At 56.7% G+C, this 18,900-nt stretch carries 16 protein-coding genes and 1 tRNA gene; 3 read left to right on the forward strand and 14 right to left on the reverse strand.

The genetic code is table 11. From position 1 onward, the window contains the following. The first annotated feature begins 29 nt into the window (after window positions 1–29). Window positions 30–1,304 carry an HD-GYP domain-containing protein gene (locus LOC70_RS04210; protein ID WP_230252053.1) on the forward strand — a complete coding sequence of 425 codons (1,275 nt, stop codon included), beginning with the start codon at window positions 30–32 and terminating at the stop codon, window positions 1,302–1,304. A 26-nt stretch (window positions 1,305–1,330) separates the two neighbouring features. Here the strand turns inward: LOC70_RS04210 and LOC70_RS04215 are convergent, their stop codons facing one another. Further along, a complete protein-coding gene (locus LOC70_RS04215; RefSeq protein ID WP_230252054.1) occupies window positions 1,331–2,254 on the reverse strand; it encodes a class I SAM-dependent methyltransferase in 924 nt (307 codons plus the stop codon). 136 nt (window positions 2,255–2,390) lie between these two features. On the opposite strand from LOC70_RS04215, the gene LOC70_RS04220 reads away from it, so the two are divergent. Further along, window positions 2,391–2,464 (forward strand) — tRNA-Val (locus tag LOC70_RS04220). A gap of 171 nt (window positions 2,465–2,635) precedes the next feature. Here LOC70_RS04220 and LOC70_RS04225 read toward each other — a convergent pair. Continuing rightward, window positions 2,636–5,905, reverse strand: a complete 3,270-nt coding sequence (locus tag LOC70_RS04225) for a PAS domain S-box protein (protein WP_230252055.1) — start codon at window positions 5,903–5,905, stop codon at window positions 2,636–2,638. Window positions 5,906–5,948: 43 nt separating this feature from the next. Further along, a complete protein-coding gene (locus LOC70_RS04230) occupies window positions 5,949–6,164 on the reverse strand; it encodes a hypothetical protein (RefSeq protein ID WP_230252056.1) in 216 nt (71 codons plus the stop codon). 99 nt (window positions 6,165–6,263) lie between these two features. Between LOC70_RS04230 and LOC70_RS04235 the strand changes: the two genes are divergently transcribed. Further along, on the forward strand, window positions 6,264–6,809 hold the full coding sequence (locus LOC70_RS04235; protein WP_230252057.1) for a DUF421 domain-containing protein: 546 nt from the start codon (window positions 6,264–6,266) through the stop codon (window positions 6,807–6,809). 158 nt (window positions 6,810–6,967) lie between these two features. Here LOC70_RS04235 and LOC70_RS04240 read toward each other — a convergent pair whose 3' ends face one another. The 11 genes from LOC70_RS04240 to LOC70_RS04290 form a co-directional block, all read right to left on the reverse strand. Beyond that, complete coding sequence (locus tag LOC70_RS04240; RefSeq protein WP_230252059.1) at window positions 6,968–7,684, reverse strand: pilus assembly protein PilF; 717 nt, start codon at window positions 7,682–7,684, stop codon at window positions 6,968–6,970. A 2-nt stretch (window positions 7,685–7,686) separates the two neighbouring features. Continuing rightward, window positions 7,687–8,250: a hypothetical protein gene (locus tag LOC70_RS04245; RefSeq protein WP_230252060.1), complete on the reverse strand. Its 564-nt coding sequence runs from the start codon at window positions 8,248–8,250 to the stop codon at window positions 7,687–7,689. Continuing rightward, window positions 8,243–10,183: a type II and III secretion system protein family protein gene (locus LOC70_RS04250; protein ID WP_230252062.1), complete on the reverse strand. Its 1,941-nt coding sequence runs from the start codon at window positions 10,181–10,183 to the stop codon at window positions 8,243–8,245. The genes LOC70_RS04245 and LOC70_RS04250 overlap by 8 nt, the downstream gene beginning before the upstream one ends. 267 nt (window positions 10,184–10,450) lie before the next feature. Next, window positions 10,451–11,158: a HoxN/HupN/NixA family nickel/cobalt transporter gene (locus LOC70_RS04255; RefSeq protein ID WP_230252064.1), complete on the reverse strand. Its 708-nt coding sequence runs from the start codon at window positions 11,156–11,158 to the stop codon at window positions 10,451–10,453. A 31-nt stretch (window positions 11,159–11,189) separates the two neighbouring features. Further along, window positions 11,190–11,549, reverse strand: coding sequence for a DUF192 domain-containing protein (locus tag LOC70_RS04260; protein ID WP_230252066.1), 360 nt, complete (start codon window positions 11,547–11,549; stop codon window positions 11,190–11,192). Further along, window positions 11,546–12,460, reverse strand: coding sequence for a type II secretion system F family protein (locus LOC70_RS04265; protein WP_230252067.1), 915 nt, complete (start codon window positions 12,458–12,460; stop codon window positions 11,546–11,548). The genes LOC70_RS04260 and LOC70_RS04265 overlap by 4 nt, the downstream gene beginning before the upstream one ends. Continuing rightward, a complete protein-coding gene (locus LOC70_RS04270; protein ID WP_230252069.1) occupies window positions 12,457–13,350 on the reverse strand; it encodes a type II secretion system F family protein in 894 nt (297 codons plus the stop codon). Before LOC70_RS04270 ends, LOC70_RS04265 begins: the two co-directional genes overlap by 4 nt. After that, window positions 13,347–14,747 carry a CpaF family protein gene (locus LOC70_RS04275; protein ID WP_230252071.1) on the reverse strand — a complete coding sequence of 467 codons (1,401 nt, stop codon included), beginning with the start codon at window positions 14,745–14,747 and terminating at the stop codon, window positions 13,347–13,349. The genes LOC70_RS04270 and LOC70_RS04275 overlap by 4 nt, the downstream gene beginning before the upstream one ends. A gap of 1 nt (window position 14,748) precedes the next feature. Next, window positions 14,749–15,957 (reverse strand): AAA family ATPase, encoded by a 1,209-nt coding sequence (locus LOC70_RS04280; RefSeq protein WP_230252072.1) that lies wholly within the window; start codon window positions 15,955–15,957, stop codon window positions 14,749–14,751. After that, window positions 15,954–17,084, reverse strand: coding sequence for a pilus assembly protein TadG-related protein (locus LOC70_RS04285; RefSeq protein WP_230252074.1), 1,131 nt, complete (start codon window positions 17,082–17,084; stop codon window positions 15,954–15,956). The genes LOC70_RS04280 and LOC70_RS04285 overlap by 4 nt, the downstream gene beginning before the upstream one ends. Next, complete coding sequence (locus LOC70_RS04290) at window positions 17,081–18,880, reverse strand: hypothetical protein (protein WP_230252076.1); 1,800 nt, start codon at window positions 18,878–18,880, stop codon at window positions 17,081–17,083. Before LOC70_RS04290 ends, LOC70_RS04285 begins: the two co-directional genes overlap by 4 nt. Window positions 18,881–18,900: the final 20 nt, after the last annotated feature.

Consider the following 18,900-nt stretch of genomic DNA (forward strand, 5'->3'; position numbering starts at 1 on the left):
ACCCATTATTTGATGCCGGTATCCGTTCCATGAGTTCTCTTCCCAACACTAGCGATTCTGCCGTCTTCAGCGCGCCAGTTGTTCCTGGGAGCGGTCCCGGATCACCTGGTGCCCTGCCGCAAGGAAACTCAGCCAAGCCGGTCCCCACCCTGCCCGGCAAGATCATGATCGTCGACGACGAGATCGCCAACGTCTTGGTCGTGAAGAAGTATTTGGAACGCGCGGGCTATCGAAATTTCGAAACCACGACGGACTCCAGCGCGGCATTTCGGATCCTTGAAAGCAGCATGCCTGACGTGCTGTTGTTGGACATCAACATGCCCAACGTCGATGGCATCCAAATCTTGGAACGTGTGCGTCAGGATCCTCGGTTCAAACACTTGCCGGTTCTGATCTTAACAGCGAATACTGACGAACGAATCAAGTTGGTGTGTTTGGAATTGGGCGCGACGGACTTCTTGTTGAAGCCTGTCGACCCGATGGATTTGACGCCACGCGTTCGTAACTCGCTGCAAAGCAAGAGCTTCCAAGATCGCCTGCAACACCACGCGGCCGAACTGGAATTGAAGGTCGAACAACGCACCCGAGAACTGGAAGCGTCACGTCGCGAAGTCATCTACTGCTTAGCTCGTGCCGCCGAGATGCGTGACAACGACACCGGAAACCACGTCATTCGAGTCGGTCGCTTCGCGGGAATCATCGCGGGAGGAATGGGACTTCCCGATTGGTTCGTTCGCGACATCGAAATGGCAGCTCAGCTTCATGACGTTGGAAAGATCGCCATTCCCGATGGCATTCTGTTGAAGCCGGGCAAACTCGAACCCGAAGAATTTGAGGTGATCCAAAACCACGTGAAGTTTGGTCATCAGATCATCCAGCCACACACAGGCAGCGACGCTCGCCGCATGCGATCGCATGTGGAATTGGGAGCAGACATGCTCAGCAACGGCAGTGCTCTCATGCGTCTTGCGGCCAGCATCGCACAAACGCACCACGAGCGTTTTGACGGAACCGGATACCCACTCGGTTTGGCTGGAAACGACATTCCTTTGGAAGGCCGCATCACCGCCGTTGCCGACGTGTTCGACGCGTTGTCAGCCGAACGTCCCTACAAGAAAGCCATGCCGCGAGAAAAGTGTTTCGCGATCCTCGAAGAAGGTCGCGGCACCCACTTTGATCCCGAGGTGCTGGACGCATTCTTCGAGTGCACGAAAGAAATCGTTCGCGTGCAGTTGGACTACATGGACCACTGCGAACCCGCCCCGCCAAAGCCACTCGAAGAAACGCCTTCAGAAGAAGACTGAGTCAGGTGTCCATCGCAACTACCTGATCACTCGTTCCAGACTCGAACGAAAAACCCTGCGTCCAGCTCTCGCCCGTTGGCGTCTGGCAACCGCAAACGTCCGACCTTGAACCGCACTTCGCCGGACGGTGAAACCACGCGTCTCAGGTTTTGATCCAGGTACATCTGCACATCGTGCTGATTCACATCGGGTGAATGCCCCGTGATCAGCATTCGAAACGCCGTCGGGTCCAACAACTTCAAACAATCATCGATCAGCGGCCACATGTCTCGCGACAATCGCCAAGCCTTTCCACTTGGCCCGTGCCCGTATGCCGGCGGGTCCATCACGATCGTGTGATATCGATTCTCACGACGAACTTCTCGCGCCGCAAACTTGACGGCATCGTCGACCAAAAAACGGATCGGCGGTTCCGTCCAACCATTCGCCGCGGCGGCCTCGCGAGCCGATTGCACATTGGGTTTCGCCGCGTCCACGTGAGCCACCGCAAACCCCGCGGACACCAACGCCATCGTGGACGCCCCCGTGTAGGCAAACAGGTTCAATGCTCTTGGTTGCTCTCCATCACTGGAAATCGCGGGCAACTTCTGAGTCCTCAACCAGTGCCAGTTGGGGGCTTGCTCTGGAAAGACACCAATGTGCCCGTAGGGTGTCGGGCCAACCGGCATTTGAAAACCGTCACACGACATTGTCGAAGCGTTCCAGCGAGTACGATGAGTCCAACGTTTGGACTTCATTTCAAAGCGACTGTCGGCCTTTGACCATCGACCAGGTTGTCGGCGGACGAATCCTTCCGCGGCGGGCGATGGCCGGTCCAGCAACCGCCCCGCCACCAATTCCAGCTTTCTCCCATCCCCAAAGTCCAGTAATTGATAGCCATCAGAATTGGACTGGAGTGCCTGTTCGCCGAGGTATTGACCAGCAGATTGGGAAGGTTTGGAACGACTCATTCCGGCAGTGTATCGCGCGGATCGTGAACGTCGATGAGTGCACCAATCAAGCCTTGTCACCGCCGCCCCAGAAAGTTAATCTTTCCGCTCCACGTGCCGAAAACGACAGCCAACAAAACTGTCGTACAGGCACTCCGGGCGATTAGCTCAGTTGGTTAGAGCGCTGCTTTCACACGGCAGAGGCCACAGATTCGAATTCTGTATCGCCCATTTCGGTGACCTGCCGAAAACCTTGTCAGTTGGCGGTCGAGAAGCCTCTTGGGCGTTCGCTTGGCGGACGGCTGCTTGGGACACGCTTTGCGGGCTTGGCATTGGATTCTTCGTTCAGAAGAGATCGCACTTGTTCGGCGCCAAAAGACTCTCTGACTCGCGCTGGCAAAATCAGCGTGCCGAACTTTTGGTTGCGATGATTTCTTCAAAGACTCTGCGCAACATTTGGATGCTGGCGGGTTTCACCAAATGGTGATCGAAGCCCGCAGCCGACGCGTTCTTGACGTCCTCCGGCTGACCGTTGCCCGTCATTGCGATCAATGTGGTTCCTGAAGATTTTTTGAGGGGCAGGAGCGCGGCGGCGACTTCATAACCTGAGTGCCCCGGCATGCAGATGTCCGAAAACACAACATCAGGTTTGATCTTGTGGACAAGCTCAATTCCCTCTTCCGCACCAAGCGCCATCTGTGCTTGATGCCCAAGAGCACCAATCAGTTTTACCAGCATCGTTGCAACGGCTCGGACGTCGTCAATGACAACAACGTTCAGCGTTGTTTCGGATGGTACGCAGGTCAATTGTTCGTCACTGATTTCCGTTTGGTTGGAGATTGGCAGGCGAACCACAAAACGGCTTCCCGGACCTTCGTAGGTTTGGTCCAAGACAACAACTCCGTCGTGGAGCCCCACCAACTGCTGCACAAGCGTGAGTCCGATCCCCAGACCTCCTTGACTTCGCGTGACGGAACTTTCGACCTGGGTGAACATCTCGAAAATTCCTTCGGCGTCTTCTGGTGAGATTCCAACACCGTTGTCAGCAACGAAGACTTCGACGAATCCATCGCTCACTTCACATCCCACATCAATCGCGCCACCAGATGGTGTGTATTTGCAGGCATTGTTGAGAAGGTTCGTGAACACCTGGGCCAGCCGCACACGATCGCCCATCACCACGACGCCGTTTCCCGGACTCAGATCGACGTTGAGTTGATGCCCCCGAGCGAGACAAGACGGTCGGACCGATGACACCGAGGTTTGCAAGATGTCGACCATCGACACGCTCTCTTTTTGAAGCTGGATCTTGCCGCGAGTGATCCTGGATAGATCCATGAGGTCATCGATCAGACGCACCAGTTGCGACGACTGAGCTTGCAGGATCTCCGCAATCTCCATGACCTCCTGCGGATTCTCTTTGCATAACGGCAACAGCTCGGCTGCATTGCTGACCGGAGCAAGCGGGTTGCGAAGTTCATGGGCAAGGACCGCCAGGAACTCATTCTTGCGAGCGTCCATTTCCGCAAGCTGTTCTGCACGTTGCCGGAGTTCTTGTTCCAGTTCCTTCCTGGCGGAGATATCGACCATCACGCCTCGAAGATGGCTGGGGTGCCCCTCATCGTCTGATGTCACATAGACGATGTCACGAAGCCAAACGGTGCGTCCGTCCCTGGTGATGGCGCGGTACTCAAAATCGTGGTCTTGGCACTGTCGCGTTGCGTTCTGGCACAGTGCGATGGAATGTTGACGATCGTCGGGATGGATGATGCTCGGCCAGAATCCGGGGTCAGCAAGCCAGCGTTGAATCGGGTAGCCGAGAATTTGCTCGGCACGTTCGCTGACAAAGCTGAATTCCCACGTGTTGGCATCGGCTTCCCACACGATTGCATCCAAACCATTGACTAAGTTCTGGTACTTCTCCCTGGCTGATTCAGCTTCTTGACGAGCTTGTATCTGCTTTTGAACAAGGCCCTCACGTTGTTGTTCCGCCCGGACGGATTCCGTGATATCGCGGGAGATGGCGAGAATTTGTTCTGGCTCACCATTTTCGCCCCGAATGGGCGTGACGACGACGTCCCACCATCGATCGATTTTGGTAAGGCGAGTCGGACGAATCCCCCGAAATCTGCCCGAGCGACCAGCGAGTGCTTCCGCCACGGCGGTCGCGGCACGCTCACGATCTTCTCCCTCCCAAAATTCAATCCAGGGCGTGCCGATCAATTCGTCCACGTCGTCGATCTCATGCAGCAAAGCTCCCACCGGATTGAGCGAAACAAGGCATCCCTGCAAATCAAGTATTTTGATGCTGTCGTGACTGCTGGCCAGAATTTGTTTCGCCTGTTGCTCGCTCCGGTAGCGTGCCGCCTCCAGCTCGCGAATTTTGGTGACATCGGTGAAGGTGGTGATCGCCCTCGCCTGCTTTCCATTCGCATCCGTGACGAGCTTGGAGCTGGTCAGGATTCGTCGCCGTGTCCCATCCTCATGTTCAAAGACGATGTCTTCATTCGAAATCGATTCGCCACGGCGCATCGTTCGTTCGGTCGGCCACTCTTCGGGTTGATAACGTGTTCCGTCGACGTGATACCCCACGGATGAAGCCAACGCGTCCGCGCTGCCGCCCGCCGACACACGACGGCCTATCAGTTCATGAGCCTGCTCGTTGATGGACAGAACCTTTCGACTTTCGGCATCCGCCACGATGACGCCCGCCGGCAACTGATCCAGCACGGCGTTCGTCAACGAGGTTTCTTCTTGCAATCGACCAAGCAGTTCATCGCGTTCGGCATCGGCTCGAATCTGTTCGGAGATATCGTCGAACATCAAAAGCATCCGACCGGGTTCGCCCTCGTATCCAGCAAGCGGTACGGCCGCGAGTTTGACATGAACCAACGTCCCGTCGCGACGCATCCGATCGGTTGATAGCCCGATGGTCGATTCACCTCGGGCGACCGATTCACGAACTGTTTGACACTCGCTCTGTTTCTTAGGGGGAACAATCGGCAACGCTTCACCAACCACTTCGTCAGAACGGTAGCCAAACATTCGCTCGGCCGATCGATTCCAAAGTTGCACTCGCGCGTTACTGTCAACCACGCAAACAGCCAGGGGTGATTGTTCGATGACGGCAGCCAAGAGTTGCTGCTGGTCGCGTTCGCGTTCGGAAATCGTTACCAGCTCAATTTCTGATTCGACGGAGGACGCCAATTCACTGAGAGTCTCGATCTCCGTCTGATTCCACTCACGAGAGACAGCGTCGAACACGCAAAGCGATCCGAGCACGTGGCCATCCGTCGTGCGAATGGGAATTCCCGCGTAAGCTTTCACTCCAAACTCGGCCACCGCGGGGTTGTCTTTGACGCGAGGGTCGATCGAGGCGTCGTCCACGATGAACGGTTCATCGCACAGGACGGCTTGGCGACAGAAAGAATACGTCAAAGGACTTTCGCGTCGGGATGCCCACGGTTCGGGCAAGCCAATGCAGCTCTTGAAGAACTGGCGGTCTTCGTCGACCAATGTCACCACCGAAGCGGGGCATTTCAGAAGCCTCGATGCGAGGCGGGTCAGTCGATCGAACGCGGCATCCGGCGGGCTATCGAGCAATTTCGTTGCCCGAAGACTGTTCAGGCGGTTTGGATCAGAGATGCGATCGACACTCTGATGATCAGCCATGGTGAGTCTCACAAAGCGGATGGGGCACGTTGGCAACGCGAAATCATAGCGGATGCGGTCGCAATCGAAAGACTCCCGCCACCATCGCTTTGTGCAATTTGCTGGCATGCACCCCCCCGACGCTCAACCACTCAGCGAAATCGCGAAGACATGACTGCCAAGTGTTCGCTGCTTTGACACCGGCCAGATGTTCAACTCGTCGGATGATGGCTGCGTTCAAAGACACCTCGTGGAAATGGCACAGGATTTGTTCAGCCATCTTGCAGTGGTCTCTTTCGCTCATTCAATGAAAGAAGATGAGAAACCAACGGGAAGACGAAAACGTTCGGGCCGAAAGCAGCAAGAGCAAGGATCAGTCATGAAGGAATCGATTGACACGTGGTTCAACAGCATTGACCGCCTTGAGAGCGTCGCGATCGGATCGATTTACTTTTATCTGCTCGTGATTCTTGTCGTTCGAATTTCGGGCAAACGCTTGACCAGCCAAATGAACAACTTCGATTGGATTGTCACGATCGCAATCGGAAGTCTTGTGGGTTCTGGCATCCTGCTGAAAGACGTCTCGATCACCGATGCTACCACCGCGATCGCGATCTTGGCCTCACTGCAGTGGTTGACCACCTACCTCGTCATGAAGAGCTCGCTCTTTCGGCGAGTTGTCAAACCGCAACCGTCCTTGTTGACTCACAAAGGACAATTCGTCACGGAAAACATGCAACGCGAACGCATTTCGGAATCGGAAGTGTTTGCCAAGTTGCGTGAGAAAGGGTTCACCTCGCTCGCCGAAGCAAACTGGGTCGTGCTGGAAACCGACGGCAGTTTGACCGTGATCCCCAAACGCCCCCTGACCTTCCGGGAAGCGAAACTCCTCCAAGACGTCGCCGCGCCCTCGTGGATCGAATGAACATCGTCGCGCTTTCCTTGAACACGTACGGAACAGCATTTTAAGCAGCAGCAATATCAAGCCGCATTCACTCAGCGAACCAGCAACAATGGCCTTCCGCCGGTTCCTGGGGATGCAAGTTCACGTTCGCTTTCGCAAGAGGCGAAGTGGCTTCGGACCTAGAAGAAGTCTTTGCCAAGGCTCGCGAGCAACTTGGCTGCGTTGGGATTGGGCGACGGAGTCTGGTTCGCTCGCATCAAACTCTGACGTGCGGAATCCAAATTACCATCGTCAATGTCCAGCAGAGCGAGATTGTAGAACGCGTCGGCGGCACCCAAGGCCTCGGTGAAATGACGTTCGGCTAATTGTCGTTCGCCTCGGCGATAATGGATCATTGCCAACGTGGTGCGTAGCCTCCGCTGTTTCGGCTCCAACTCGAGTCCACGTTGAGCCTCTGCAATGGCTTCTTCGTAGCGTCGCGCCTCCATCAACGTCCACGCGAAATTGTTGCAGTGGTCTTGGTTGCCGGGATCACTGGACGTCAGTCGCTGATAACGCTGGATAGAATCTTCGAACTGACACAGGCTGGCCAACAACGGTGCCAGTTCGCTGTCCAACGGTGGTTGATCAGGAGCGAGCGATTCGGCTCGAAGATACAGCTTGGAAGCTTCGTTCGCGTGCCCCTTCGCCGCCACCGTTTTCGCGGTTTCCATGCAAAGCGTCCGCTCATCCAACGGCTTGGAGCGATTCGCTGCGTTCAGTTCCGTTTTGTCTTGACCGAGCGGTTTGAGGAAAGATGAATCCTCCGCTCGTTTGAAACGCGCACACCCGGCAAAGGCGTTGATCACCAGCAGCAATGCCAGGCAGCTGATGGTGGATGAAATGGCAGGACGCATGACTAAAAGCCTCCGAAGCCACCGATACCAACGCCGCCCAAACCAGACGGACGCGAAATCGGAGCCCCAGTGCCAGCGGACGAGTTTCGGATGGTTCCGAATCCGCCCGCAACGCGTTCCGCTTGCGGACCGCGAAGTCCCAAGGCGGCGGGAACCGCGACCTGGACGACAGGTTGTGGCACGCCGGCTTGCAGCAACGTTTGTGTCACCGTGTCCACGCGAAAAGCGTCAAGGTCTGTATCGCCGGAAGGCTCAATCACATGGTTTTGTATGGCGAGCAGGCCGCTGCCAGAGTTGCGAGCTAAACGCTCCATTGCCGCCGGTGAAAGCTCCGCGGTACCACCAACGAAGTCCGCTTGGTAGTAGACCGTTTGATCGGCGATCGCATTCCGGACCTGTTCCGTTTGCCATTCACAGACTTTGGTTCCAGCCGGTTCGGGGATGGCTCCTGCGGGCACATCCGCGCACTTGTCGGTTCCGAAGATCCCGTGACGTCCGGCGCAACCGATGGTCAACGCGGAGGAGACCGCGATGGCGGTGAGTGCAAGTTGGGCACGCTTATTCATGGCTCACTCCTGGTTGCAACAACATCTCACCAAACGACTGCGGCGTGGCAGGGGGCAGTGCAGGCTGAACGACCGTATTCGGCATGGACGGCTGATTGTGCGGAACCGGGGCAGCGGCTTGATGAGACATCACCGCGGGGCTGGGACAGCAACGATCCGTGGGTCCGATCTCGCCTGCCATGTAGATCTCTGGGCAACAATGCTCCGCTCGTTTTTGCCGGGCGTAATCGGTGCGAACAGACGAGCGATGATCTTTGCTACGACGGCTTTCCAAGCGATTCGCGATGAAGAATTCGATGTCCGAGGGCTCATGGACATCGTCGCCGGGCAACGATGGTTGCTCACAAGAATCAACAGGAGCCACGAGGTGAGGAGTGACCAAGATCACCAGTTCCTGTTCGCCGCTGCTGCTGCGATTGACGCCACCGGTTGCTCCAACGATAGGCAAATCGCCCCAAAACGGCACTCGGTCGGTGCTCGCTCCATAGTTGGTCTGCAGTAGACCAGCGACCGCGATGGTTTGACCACTGCGAAGTTGGACCGTGGTCGAAAAGTTTCGGCTGTTCAGTCCGGACACCTGGGTGCCGCCGCCTCCGCCACCGATGGATGTGCCCAGTGACTCGTCTCGAGTGCTGACCTCGGCGTTCATTTGCAACCGGATCACGTCGCGGTCTTGAATGAACGGCGTGAATTGCAGTTGAACACCAAAGGGAACGAACGACACGCCTTGCAGGTTGTTTCCTCCCTGTCCGCCGCTGCTGATGATTGGAATGGGGAACTGACCGCCCGCTTGAAAATCAGCGGGTTGGCCATTCATGGCGACCAAGTTGGGCTCCGCAAGCGTCCGTGAAAGATTCAATCGACGCAGGGCTTCGATCGCCATCCGAACCTGCCCCATATCGAGCGACGCCAGGACGTTGGCGCTCGATTGGCCCGCCCCCGCGTTGTTGTTTTGAATCAAGTTTCCCGTGAGAGATTGAAAAACCGTCAAACCGTCATCGTTGTCGACAGCGAAGTTCAATCCAATGCTTCGAGCGGCACTACGATTGACCTCCGCCACGGTGACTTTCAGCATGACTTGCTGCTCACCAACAATCTTCATCTGGTTGATGATTCCCGCTTGAGCCAACGCGACCGGATCGATCACGCGTCGACGTTCGGCCGCCTGTTCCTCACTCGACAAAGGATCAATCGGACTTAGAAAGTCAAAGGCACCTGCAACGGTCACAGGATTGTTGGGACGCGTGACGCCGGGCCGCACGCCGCGAGCTCCTGCCAAGACTTGCAGGATCTGCGACATTTCAATTGCATCGGGGGCTTGGCCGCGAACGATCAGGCGATCGGCGATCTCGTCCAACTCGATGTAGCTGTTGGGGAATTTGTTGTTCAGCTCGTCTTCCAGGTCCTCGACGGGTTTCGCCAGGATTGGATCTTCGTACACACGAACTAAATAACTGACAACGCTCTGCCCGCTCGGTGCAGATGCATCCGTGAACCAAAGCATGAGTGTGGTGGTGCCGGGTTCCAGTCCGGTCACCGCGAGTTCACGACCGCCTTCGGGATCAATGATTACGGCGCGGATGGTCTCTTCATCCGGGATGTAAATTCGCGCCGGCGTGTCGGCAAGACGCAAAATTTTGGGGCGTCCCAAGACCAACGACAATGGGATTTCGGGATCGATTTCCGATTGCACGAAACGCTTGGCTCGTTCCTGAGCGTCGGCACTGGGCGGTGGCAGGATCAGCTCAGAAGGAAAGTCAGATTGAATCAACGATTCGCGAACGTCCGACTCGATGGCGGCAGTCGCTTCTGACCGAAACGGTTCAGCAAATGCCTCAACGCGTCCGGGAGAATCAGCAGCGGGCAGGCGAATCGGACCGTCTTCTTGTGCCTTTCCCTGAGGTGGAACAACTAGCCATAGCAGGACTGCCATCCCAGCTTGGAGTTGTCGCAACCTAAGTTTGCGGGATCGAATGAGTGCAAACACCGTCATGCCGGCTTTCCGTGAGCGGAGACTGATTGTGTTGACAGAGGAGCCGTCTTGAGCCAGCCGGCAGCATCTGTCGCGAGTCCGACCACAGGACATCCGTTAAATTCGGCACAATCGGCCCTCAGCTTGAGCCTTCCCTCTCCATCAACCGGGTTTCGACAACGAAGCTCGCTCCTACGTTTGGATAGGACGTCGATCGAGCACCGGATTCTAAGCAACCAAAACCAATCGGCTGCAGTAAAAGACGCCGACGCCAAGAATCAACCCGGCTCGCAGATACGGCCAGGGAAGCTTTGCAAACCGACTGTTTTCTCGGATCAGACTTCCGCCAAAGCGTTGCAGCAAAATGCCAACGCAACTCAGACTGCAAGCAATTCCCGCGGCGAACAGTCCAATCACCGTGTACGCCGCGACGGGTGAACCGGTCGACATGCTGGTGAAGTAAGCAGCCAATGCCGACGGACAAGGGAGCAGTCCAAACGCGACGCCCAGCAGCGCACTCATCGAGTAGCTTGATTTTCTAGAAAACGATTTCGCGTCACAATCACCATTTTGATGCGATTTGCATCCGCATTTCATTGGCTTGGCTCGCCACGCGGACCAAAGCATCCATAGTCCGACGCACATCACCAAACCGGCACTGATCCATTGCAGCGACTGAGTCACCGCATCATTTTCATGATGGTGATCCCCTGAAACCAAATGGTGTGTCAGATGCACCGCCATCGCGATCGCGATCAGCGAAACGGAATGCGCCACACCGCTGGATATCCCCATCACCAAAGGATGCCAAAAACTACGCCGTTCTCCACTCAGGTAAACCAACATGGCCGTTTTGCCATGCCCAGGTTCCAACGCATGCAACGCCCCCAGGAAAAACGCGAGCCCCAATGTCATCTCGTGAGTATGCGAATGCATCGTGAAGCCTTCAGGGAAAGAACCAAAAAATCTAGGAACGATCAGTGACGTCGAAATCAATGACATCGACTTGGTGACCAACCGTCCAGCCCGCATCGGCGGAAGTCACTTCGATCACCGAATGAGTTTTTCTTTCGCAGAACAGCAGCCGCCATGGTTGGACATTCCTTCGAACGGCAACAATCTTTCTGCGCTCATCAAGCATCACCACATCAATGGGGAAACGCATGAAACAGGTGTGCAGAGAAGAGCACGGTGACAACCAAATTCCATGACCGCTTGGCAACTCACGACGAAATTGCAGACCCCAGAAACGTTTCCAAAATGTGGTCGCGAACTCGACCTTTGAAAGCAATTTTCGTCCATTGGATCGATCGATCAATTCACTCATCCTGTCCCCGTCAGACTGTCGACGATGCGCAAAAGCTGAGTGAAAAACGGACCGAGTGGCCAGACGAACAACCCTGGCAAGAAACAAACGACCAACGGAATCACACGTTTGGTCGCCAGTGACTGCGCAAAAGCCAGCGACTTTTCGCGTCGCTCCGCTCGCACGTCTTCGGCTTGCAAACGCAATGTTTCTGAGACACTGCTTCCCATCTGTTCGGACTGGATCATCGCCGCGGTGAATCGCGTCAGTGGCGGTATCTGCAAGCGATCTGATAGACGACGATACGCTGAGCTACGGGCCATTCCTCCGAGAAGGTCGCGTTGAAATCCGCGACATGCGGACGCCAGCACACGATCGACTCGCTGCGTTTTCATCCAACGGTCCAGTGCCGCGTCAAATCCAAGCCCTCCTTCGGCCAGCGTTGCCCAAAGATCCAACGCGAGCGGCAAATCACGCGAAACCTGTTGGACTCGCTTGCGTCGAGAAGCTCGCACAATCAACAGTGGCAACAGCGAAATCATCACCACGATCAGCCACGGTGACACGATGACCACGGGAGCCAACATTCCTGACAGTCCACCGGGGACCGCTTCAATGCCGTTGAGAATGAGTTGCTGAACGCCGCTCCAGCGCATCGCCAGCACCGCCATCGTTCCGGCGAGGAACATGAAAACAGTTGCGACAATCAGCATCACACCGGCCGCGGGAGACGAATATCCCGCCAATGACATGTAGCGTCGCAGCCACCCCGGTCTGCGTCCCTCTTCTGGCGATGCATCTCGACGAATGTCACGGCTCAATCGCAACGCTGCTTCACCTCGCCGCTGATATCGACGCAACACAGCAAAGCAGATCCCCGCAATCACGGCCCAAAGCAATGCGACTAAAACGATTCGAAATTGAATGCTCATGTCTTTGGCCTGCTGATGAGGTTCATCCACACGATGCCAACCGCCTGCAAAACGATCGTCACCGCGATCGCAGCGGAACCAAGTGAACTGGTGGCGAACTCAACCATCACCGCCGGGCGATCCAGCCACAGCACCAAAGCGACAAAGTAAATCAGCAGCAGTACCGCAACGGTGGAGAATTGGCTTTGAGCGATGTTGCTTCGAATCCGCCGCGCCACTTCCTGACGATCGCGAGCCACCCGAGCGACCGATGCGAGCACGGGTGCCAGCGAACCACCGGTTTCCCAGTGCACGCTCATCGTGGTTGCGAATAATTCCATCACGTCGATTGGGATCCGATGGGCCAGCGTTTGAAAGACTTCGCTGCCTGAATCGCCCAATTGGATTCGCCGAACACACCAATCAATCTGGCCTTTCAAAGGCGCAGCTGTGACCTCCGATGCCGCCGCCAATGCCGAAGACGCCCCCGCACCACTTCGCAGCATCGGAATCATCATGTCCAGTAAATCGATCAGTTGGCGTTCCACCCGACTCAGCCGCCACGTGTGCCACATGCTCTCAACTTGGGCCAGAAGCAAGGCGGACACCAAACCAATCGCCGCCACAATCGACCAAGGAATGGATGTCAGCAACCCGATTGAAATCGCCAGCAACACCCCCATCGCATACGGCAACCAACGCAGCGGGCGAGCCAAGGGCCGAATGATTCGACGTTGCTCAGTCTTGGACGTCGTTGCGGCGTTTTCTTCCGCCGAGCTCGGCGGTGTCAACCAAGCGATGCTTTCACTCAACCGGTCCGTCGCGTTTGCCGAAGCGAACGATCGCCGCAGAACCAACGTGGCTCCCGCAAGGACGAAAAGCATCACGGCGAGGATGACCAGCGCGCTCACGTGGTGGTTCCGCCGTCTTTTTCGAACCAAGCGGTCGGGATGTCGATCGCACGAGCGCGGAGCTTGTCGACCAATCGCGGAACCGTTCCTGTCGCAACATGCTTTCCTTGCAATCGCTTTCCTTTGCGACCTTGCACGTCAAATCGAAACAGTTGTTGCAATTGGGGTGTGTTTCCTTCCAAACCAACCAGTTCATCAACGGATTCAACGCGTCGGACACCATCTTCATAGCGGCGAACATGCAAGATCAGGTCAATCGCGGAAACGATTTGCTCCCGGATCGCGGCCGCGGGCAATTCCATACCGCTCATCAACACCATCGTCGACAATCGAGAAATCGCGTCACGCGGGCTGTTGGCGTGAACCGTCGTCAGCGAACCATCGTGCCCGGTGTTCATCGCTTGCAACATGTCCAACGACTCCCCCGCGCGGACTTCCCCCACGATGATCCGGTCAGGACGCATTCGCAAAGCGTTGACGACCAAATCGCGGGCCGTGATCTGGCCTCGCCCCTCGACATTGGCTGGCCGGGTTTCCATCCGCACCACGTGCAATTGATCGAGCACCAACTCCGCGGCATCCTCGACCGTGACGACACGTTCGTCGTCAGGAATGCTTTCGCAAATGGCACCGAGAAAGGTGCTCTTTCCGCTGCCCGTTCCGCCGCTGATCAAGATATTTAATCGCGATTTCACGGCGATCGAAAAGAACTCCGCCATGGTGGAACTGAACATGCCCAATCGCTGTAACTCTTCGGCTCGCAAACGTCGCCGCCCGAAACGGCGAATGGATAACGTGGGGCCATCCAATGTGACCGGAGGCAACGTCGCGTTCACACGGCTCCCATCCGGCAAACGAGCATCCACCATGGGTTGCGATTCATCGATGCGGCGGCCAACCCGAGTTGCAATTCGCGAAATGATTCGCGTCAGGTGATCGGTGTCTCGAAACTCAACGTCGGTCAGTTCCAGTTTGCCATAACGTTCGACGAAGACATGATCAGGACCGTTGACCAGGATGTCGGTCACCGTCGGATCGGCCATCAACGGGGCCAGTGGCCCCAGACCCAATGTTTCCTCCAACAAGTCCGCGGACAACCGTGAGCGTTCGGATTCGTTCAGTGGCAGTTGTTCGTTGGCCACCACGTCCGCGACAAACACATCGACCTCTTCCTTCAATTGGTCGCTATCCGCACTCAGCAACCCACGACGATCCAAGTCATCGAGCAGTTGTCCGTGCAAGCGTCCTTTGACGGTGACGGCTCGACTTCGTCGCGCGGGTTCCGCATGGGCGTTGCTATTGCCTTCGGCCAATCGTTCCGGCTTGGCACCGTCAGGTTTCAGCTTAGTGGGACGGCCGACTTTGCCGAGTCTCGCTCTCAGATTGGATTCGCTCATGTCAGCTCACAACCGCTGGCGAAATCGGTTCGGCTTCCACTGCGATCGCTGGTTCGGCAACGACCTGTGGCGCGACCGGTGCCTCGACCGAAAGTTTCTGAAGCAGGTCGTCAGCGAGTTGCCGCATCGATCCCGACACCCCGAACCAACTTCGTGTCGTGATCACCGGAACACCCAAGTTGGCCGCCTCCACGACTCGGCGATCATTTTTAAGAACCGCGGCGACGGGTTCGTTCAGTTGTTCGGACACCTCGCTCGCGGACAGACTGCCCGCACATTTTTGAAAGCGATTGAGAACCATGGTGCGACGATTGCGACGTACATCCAGTTGGTCCAATGTTTTCAACATCGCCGCGGTCCCGGTCAAAGTCGGCACCACGTTTTCAGTGACCACACACACATGATCAGCTCGGTCAAAAATCGCGAGTGTGGTCGCATCGAGCAACGGAAATGAGTCGACGACAACCAAGTCAAACGCCGACTTGGCAACCCCCAAGATCACCGAGATGCATTCGTCATCCACATCCGATGCGTCAGCTGGTGTTGGTGGAGCCGCCAGAACGTGAAGTCCTGATTCGTGGATCGTCGCCACCTCGCGAATCATCGTCGCATCCAGACGATCTTTCATCGCTGCAACATCGGCGATCGTCATGGTTGGGTTGAGATTCAACAACGAGGCCGCCACACCAAGTTGCAATGAAGCGTCGACCAATAGAACACGCTTGTCCGTGGTGGTCGCCCAATGGACGGCGGTGTTGACCGCGATGGTGGATTTGCCCACGCCGCCTTTGGTGCTGGCGACCGCCAGCAACTTCCCTCGCCGGCCCATCTCGGGACGTGCCTTCTCCACGCGACGCATCACGCCGGCAAGTTCGCCGGAACTGGCCGGTCGACGTAGAAAATCGCGAACGCCAATCCGCACGGCCTCGACCAACAAGCCATCGACCGTCTCCGCATCGTCATCCAAGATTCCGATGATGGGGCACGAGACATCGTGCACTTCGATCGCGTGTTGCCATTGCGATAGCGACTCCATCGAAGACGACAACTCCAACACCAACAGGTCCGGCGCGTCATGCCGCATGCGAGCGATCACAGACGAGAGGTCCGCTGCGAAGTCAATGGACGTGTCACCGCCAAGCGATGCTACGGCGGCTTCGAGTTCGACCTCGAGCGATTCCGATTGAACGACAGCCAAGATTTGAGTCATGGATTGGTCCCCTGAATTTGTCTGGCTCGGACGAGGACGGGTGCGTGCGCGGCGTCTGTACCGGCAAGCGACCGATTGGCCATCAGAACTTCGTCGTTCAAGACCGAAACGCAGGTCGGATTCGCCGTTGCATTGGGGAACTCGAACCCAAGTTCCTCCATCGTGCGTGGCACGACAGCCCCCGCAGTGACTTCGGCTAGAACGAACCCGATGACCACCGAGTTGCCTGTTGGCAAGACATCGAAAATGGGCAGATAACCAACGCCCGCAAAATCCGTGGCGGCATCCACCGACGAAACAGGGGTGCCAACCGTCAAGGAAGCTTCGTCAATCCGCCTCAATGATGTCCGCTGATAGGTCTCCGCTTCCATCTCTGATCGCGGCAAGGCAACGGACAACGCGCTAGGCACGAGTTCGCTTGACGCTCCACCGACGGCAACCACAGGCATGAGCTGGACGATGGATTCACCACGAACCGAGATTCCGCGAGCTTTCGATTCGAGGTTCAGCAGTGAGCCTCGCGTCCAAAGCCCCACCAATCGTTCGGCGGAGGTTCCGCCCGCCAAATCGTCTTCTCCGGTGCGTCGTAAACGAACCAAGATCGAGTTCGGCTGGTCGGTGTCGGGAAGGAAGGTCAGTGAACGATCGTAACCGGCGGGTTGCCCTGGCAATTCGTCGGGCACCACCTCTCGGTCATAATTTCCCAACACAATGTCGCCCGCCAATTCGTTGCTGGCATTGATTTCCAAGGTCGGCTCGACAGGATCACCTAAGGTGTCGCAACGAATGGTTTGGCCGGCAACTGCGACGATCGTTCCCTCATCGAGTTCGATACGTTTCGGCCCCCAACTGTCTGACGCCAGGTCCGCACGCTGAACCACGAACTCGCGAACGTCCAACTCAGTTCGCTGCATGGCAAGGTTCCACCCGCCTTCGATCGCCGCGGCGTCGGCGACGGATTGCATGTGGGTTTGTGTCAACCGTGCCATTCCTAGATCGATCGACAACGCGGCGATTCCAATCAAGACGAAAAAAACGATCGCCATCAGGACCAAGACCACACCGTCACGTTCGGCTGATTTTCCTCGCGTTTTGTTAGGAGGATTGCAATTCAGAATTCGGTTCATTGCGATGCCCCAAACAAGTGAGAGGCTTGGGCACCACCGACGAAAATGTCCGTGCGTTTCGCATCCGCCAACGGGTTGAATTTCATCACAGTCACACGTTCGGAATCGGATGACGGCGAAGCCGGGATCGCCGTTTCCGGGATGGGTTTTCGACTGGCATCCATCAGCGGTGTCGCTGCACGGACGGTGGCTCTGAGACTGGCCCCAACAGCGACCGCGTACTCCAACCGAGCGACTTGATCCGGCCGAACAGCAAGGATCAATTTCGCGGCTGTTTTGATGTCTGCTGATTGACCTTGTTGAGCCGTCGGGTTGCCCGGTGATCGCGTGGGCATCATCACCACCACATCGTCCGCAATGGGTTCCACGCTGGTCCGCTGGGCGTCGGTCAATACAACATTGGTCAAACGACCTCGAGAACCACGGGGTTGTTCCGCCGTTCGGCTGGCGACCAAATCCAAATGCTGACCAAACTCAAATGCATCACCTCCAATCAAGCCGTCGGTGTCCAAAAAGAACAGAACCCTTCCGGATGGTGTGGCACCTGACAATCCAGTGGCGGTTCCCGGCGGCATCAAATCCGACTCGCTGATTGGCACGGTGGCGGGCAGATCGTGTCTTGGCACGCGTCCCACCAACTGCGATAGATCCGTGATCCAATTAGAGCGTATGGCGGTCTCCTCAGGAACGGGAATCGTCCTGACATATGCGGTCGCGGGATCTTCGAAGCTGGTCGGACGAATGGTTTGATAAGCGAGCAGCGTTTGCCCCGGAATGGGCACCGCGACCATTCCATCGGGAACGTTGGCGGTTGGTTCCTTCGAGTCCGGACGACCACTGCGAACCAACACGTTGACCGTGGCCCTCAATTCCAACGCCGCCGTGACGGCCGACACATCCTCCGCGGCAACCGCCAACACAACCTCTTCCACCGGCACGCTCAACAAGCGTTTGCCTTGCGTGAGTGATGCCGAACTTTCCGTGCTGACGCGTTGAACGACCGGTGTCAACACTTTGGCTTGTCGTGCAACCAATCTGGCTGTGGTCTCTTTCTCTTCGTCACGCGATGCTCGGCTGCTATCGATGACCAATTCCGAGCCCGGCAAGCGACTGCCCGTTGAGTATTCAAACCGACTGAGTTTCTTCAGCGGAATATTCGCGACCAAATCGATTTGTTCGCCCATGCTGATGCGATGAACTCCGGCGAGCTGATCCGCTTTCAAAGTCATCGCTCGCATCCCCGGTGGAGTCGCCCCCGCTAGTCCCGCCGGCGTGCCTCGTTCGAAGAAGTTGGCTTCCGCAAATGCGAACCCGGGTGTCTTGTCGCTCTTCAACACCCGTCCGATGATGTCGGTCGCCTGGGTGAAGGCACCTCCCAGCTGAACCAATTGCTGATCGGTCACGACGCTGCCATCGTCTAACTGAAACAACACTCCGTCGGCGGTTCGCTCCGCCGCTTGAATGCGTTGGCTGATCAACGTTCCGTCGGGCGATGCAACCGTCGCACTCATGCCTGGAAGCGAGGTCAGCGGGACATCGACTCCGTGGATCTTGCCGGTCCGAGGATCCAGCAAATCGCCGCGGGCGACTTTGGAATAGGCCGCGATCGGACGCCAGTTCATCGGCAGAGAAATCGCATCGGGCCGAGCTTCTGATTGCCTCCAAAATGCCAGACGCTCCATTGGAATTCCCGCGGCGACCAAAGACGCCACCACGCCCGCCGTGAGCACACCCAGCACAAGGAATGTCGCGAGGACAATCTTCAGAAACGAAAGGGAGGATCGTTGTTTTCTCATGACCATCTTTGATTGGTGAC

This window comes from Rhodopirellula halodulae (assembly GCF_020966775.1).
Taxonomy (GTDB): Bacteria; Planctomycetota; Planctomycetia; order Pirellulales; family Pirellulaceae; genus Rhodopirellula; species Rhodopirellula halodulae.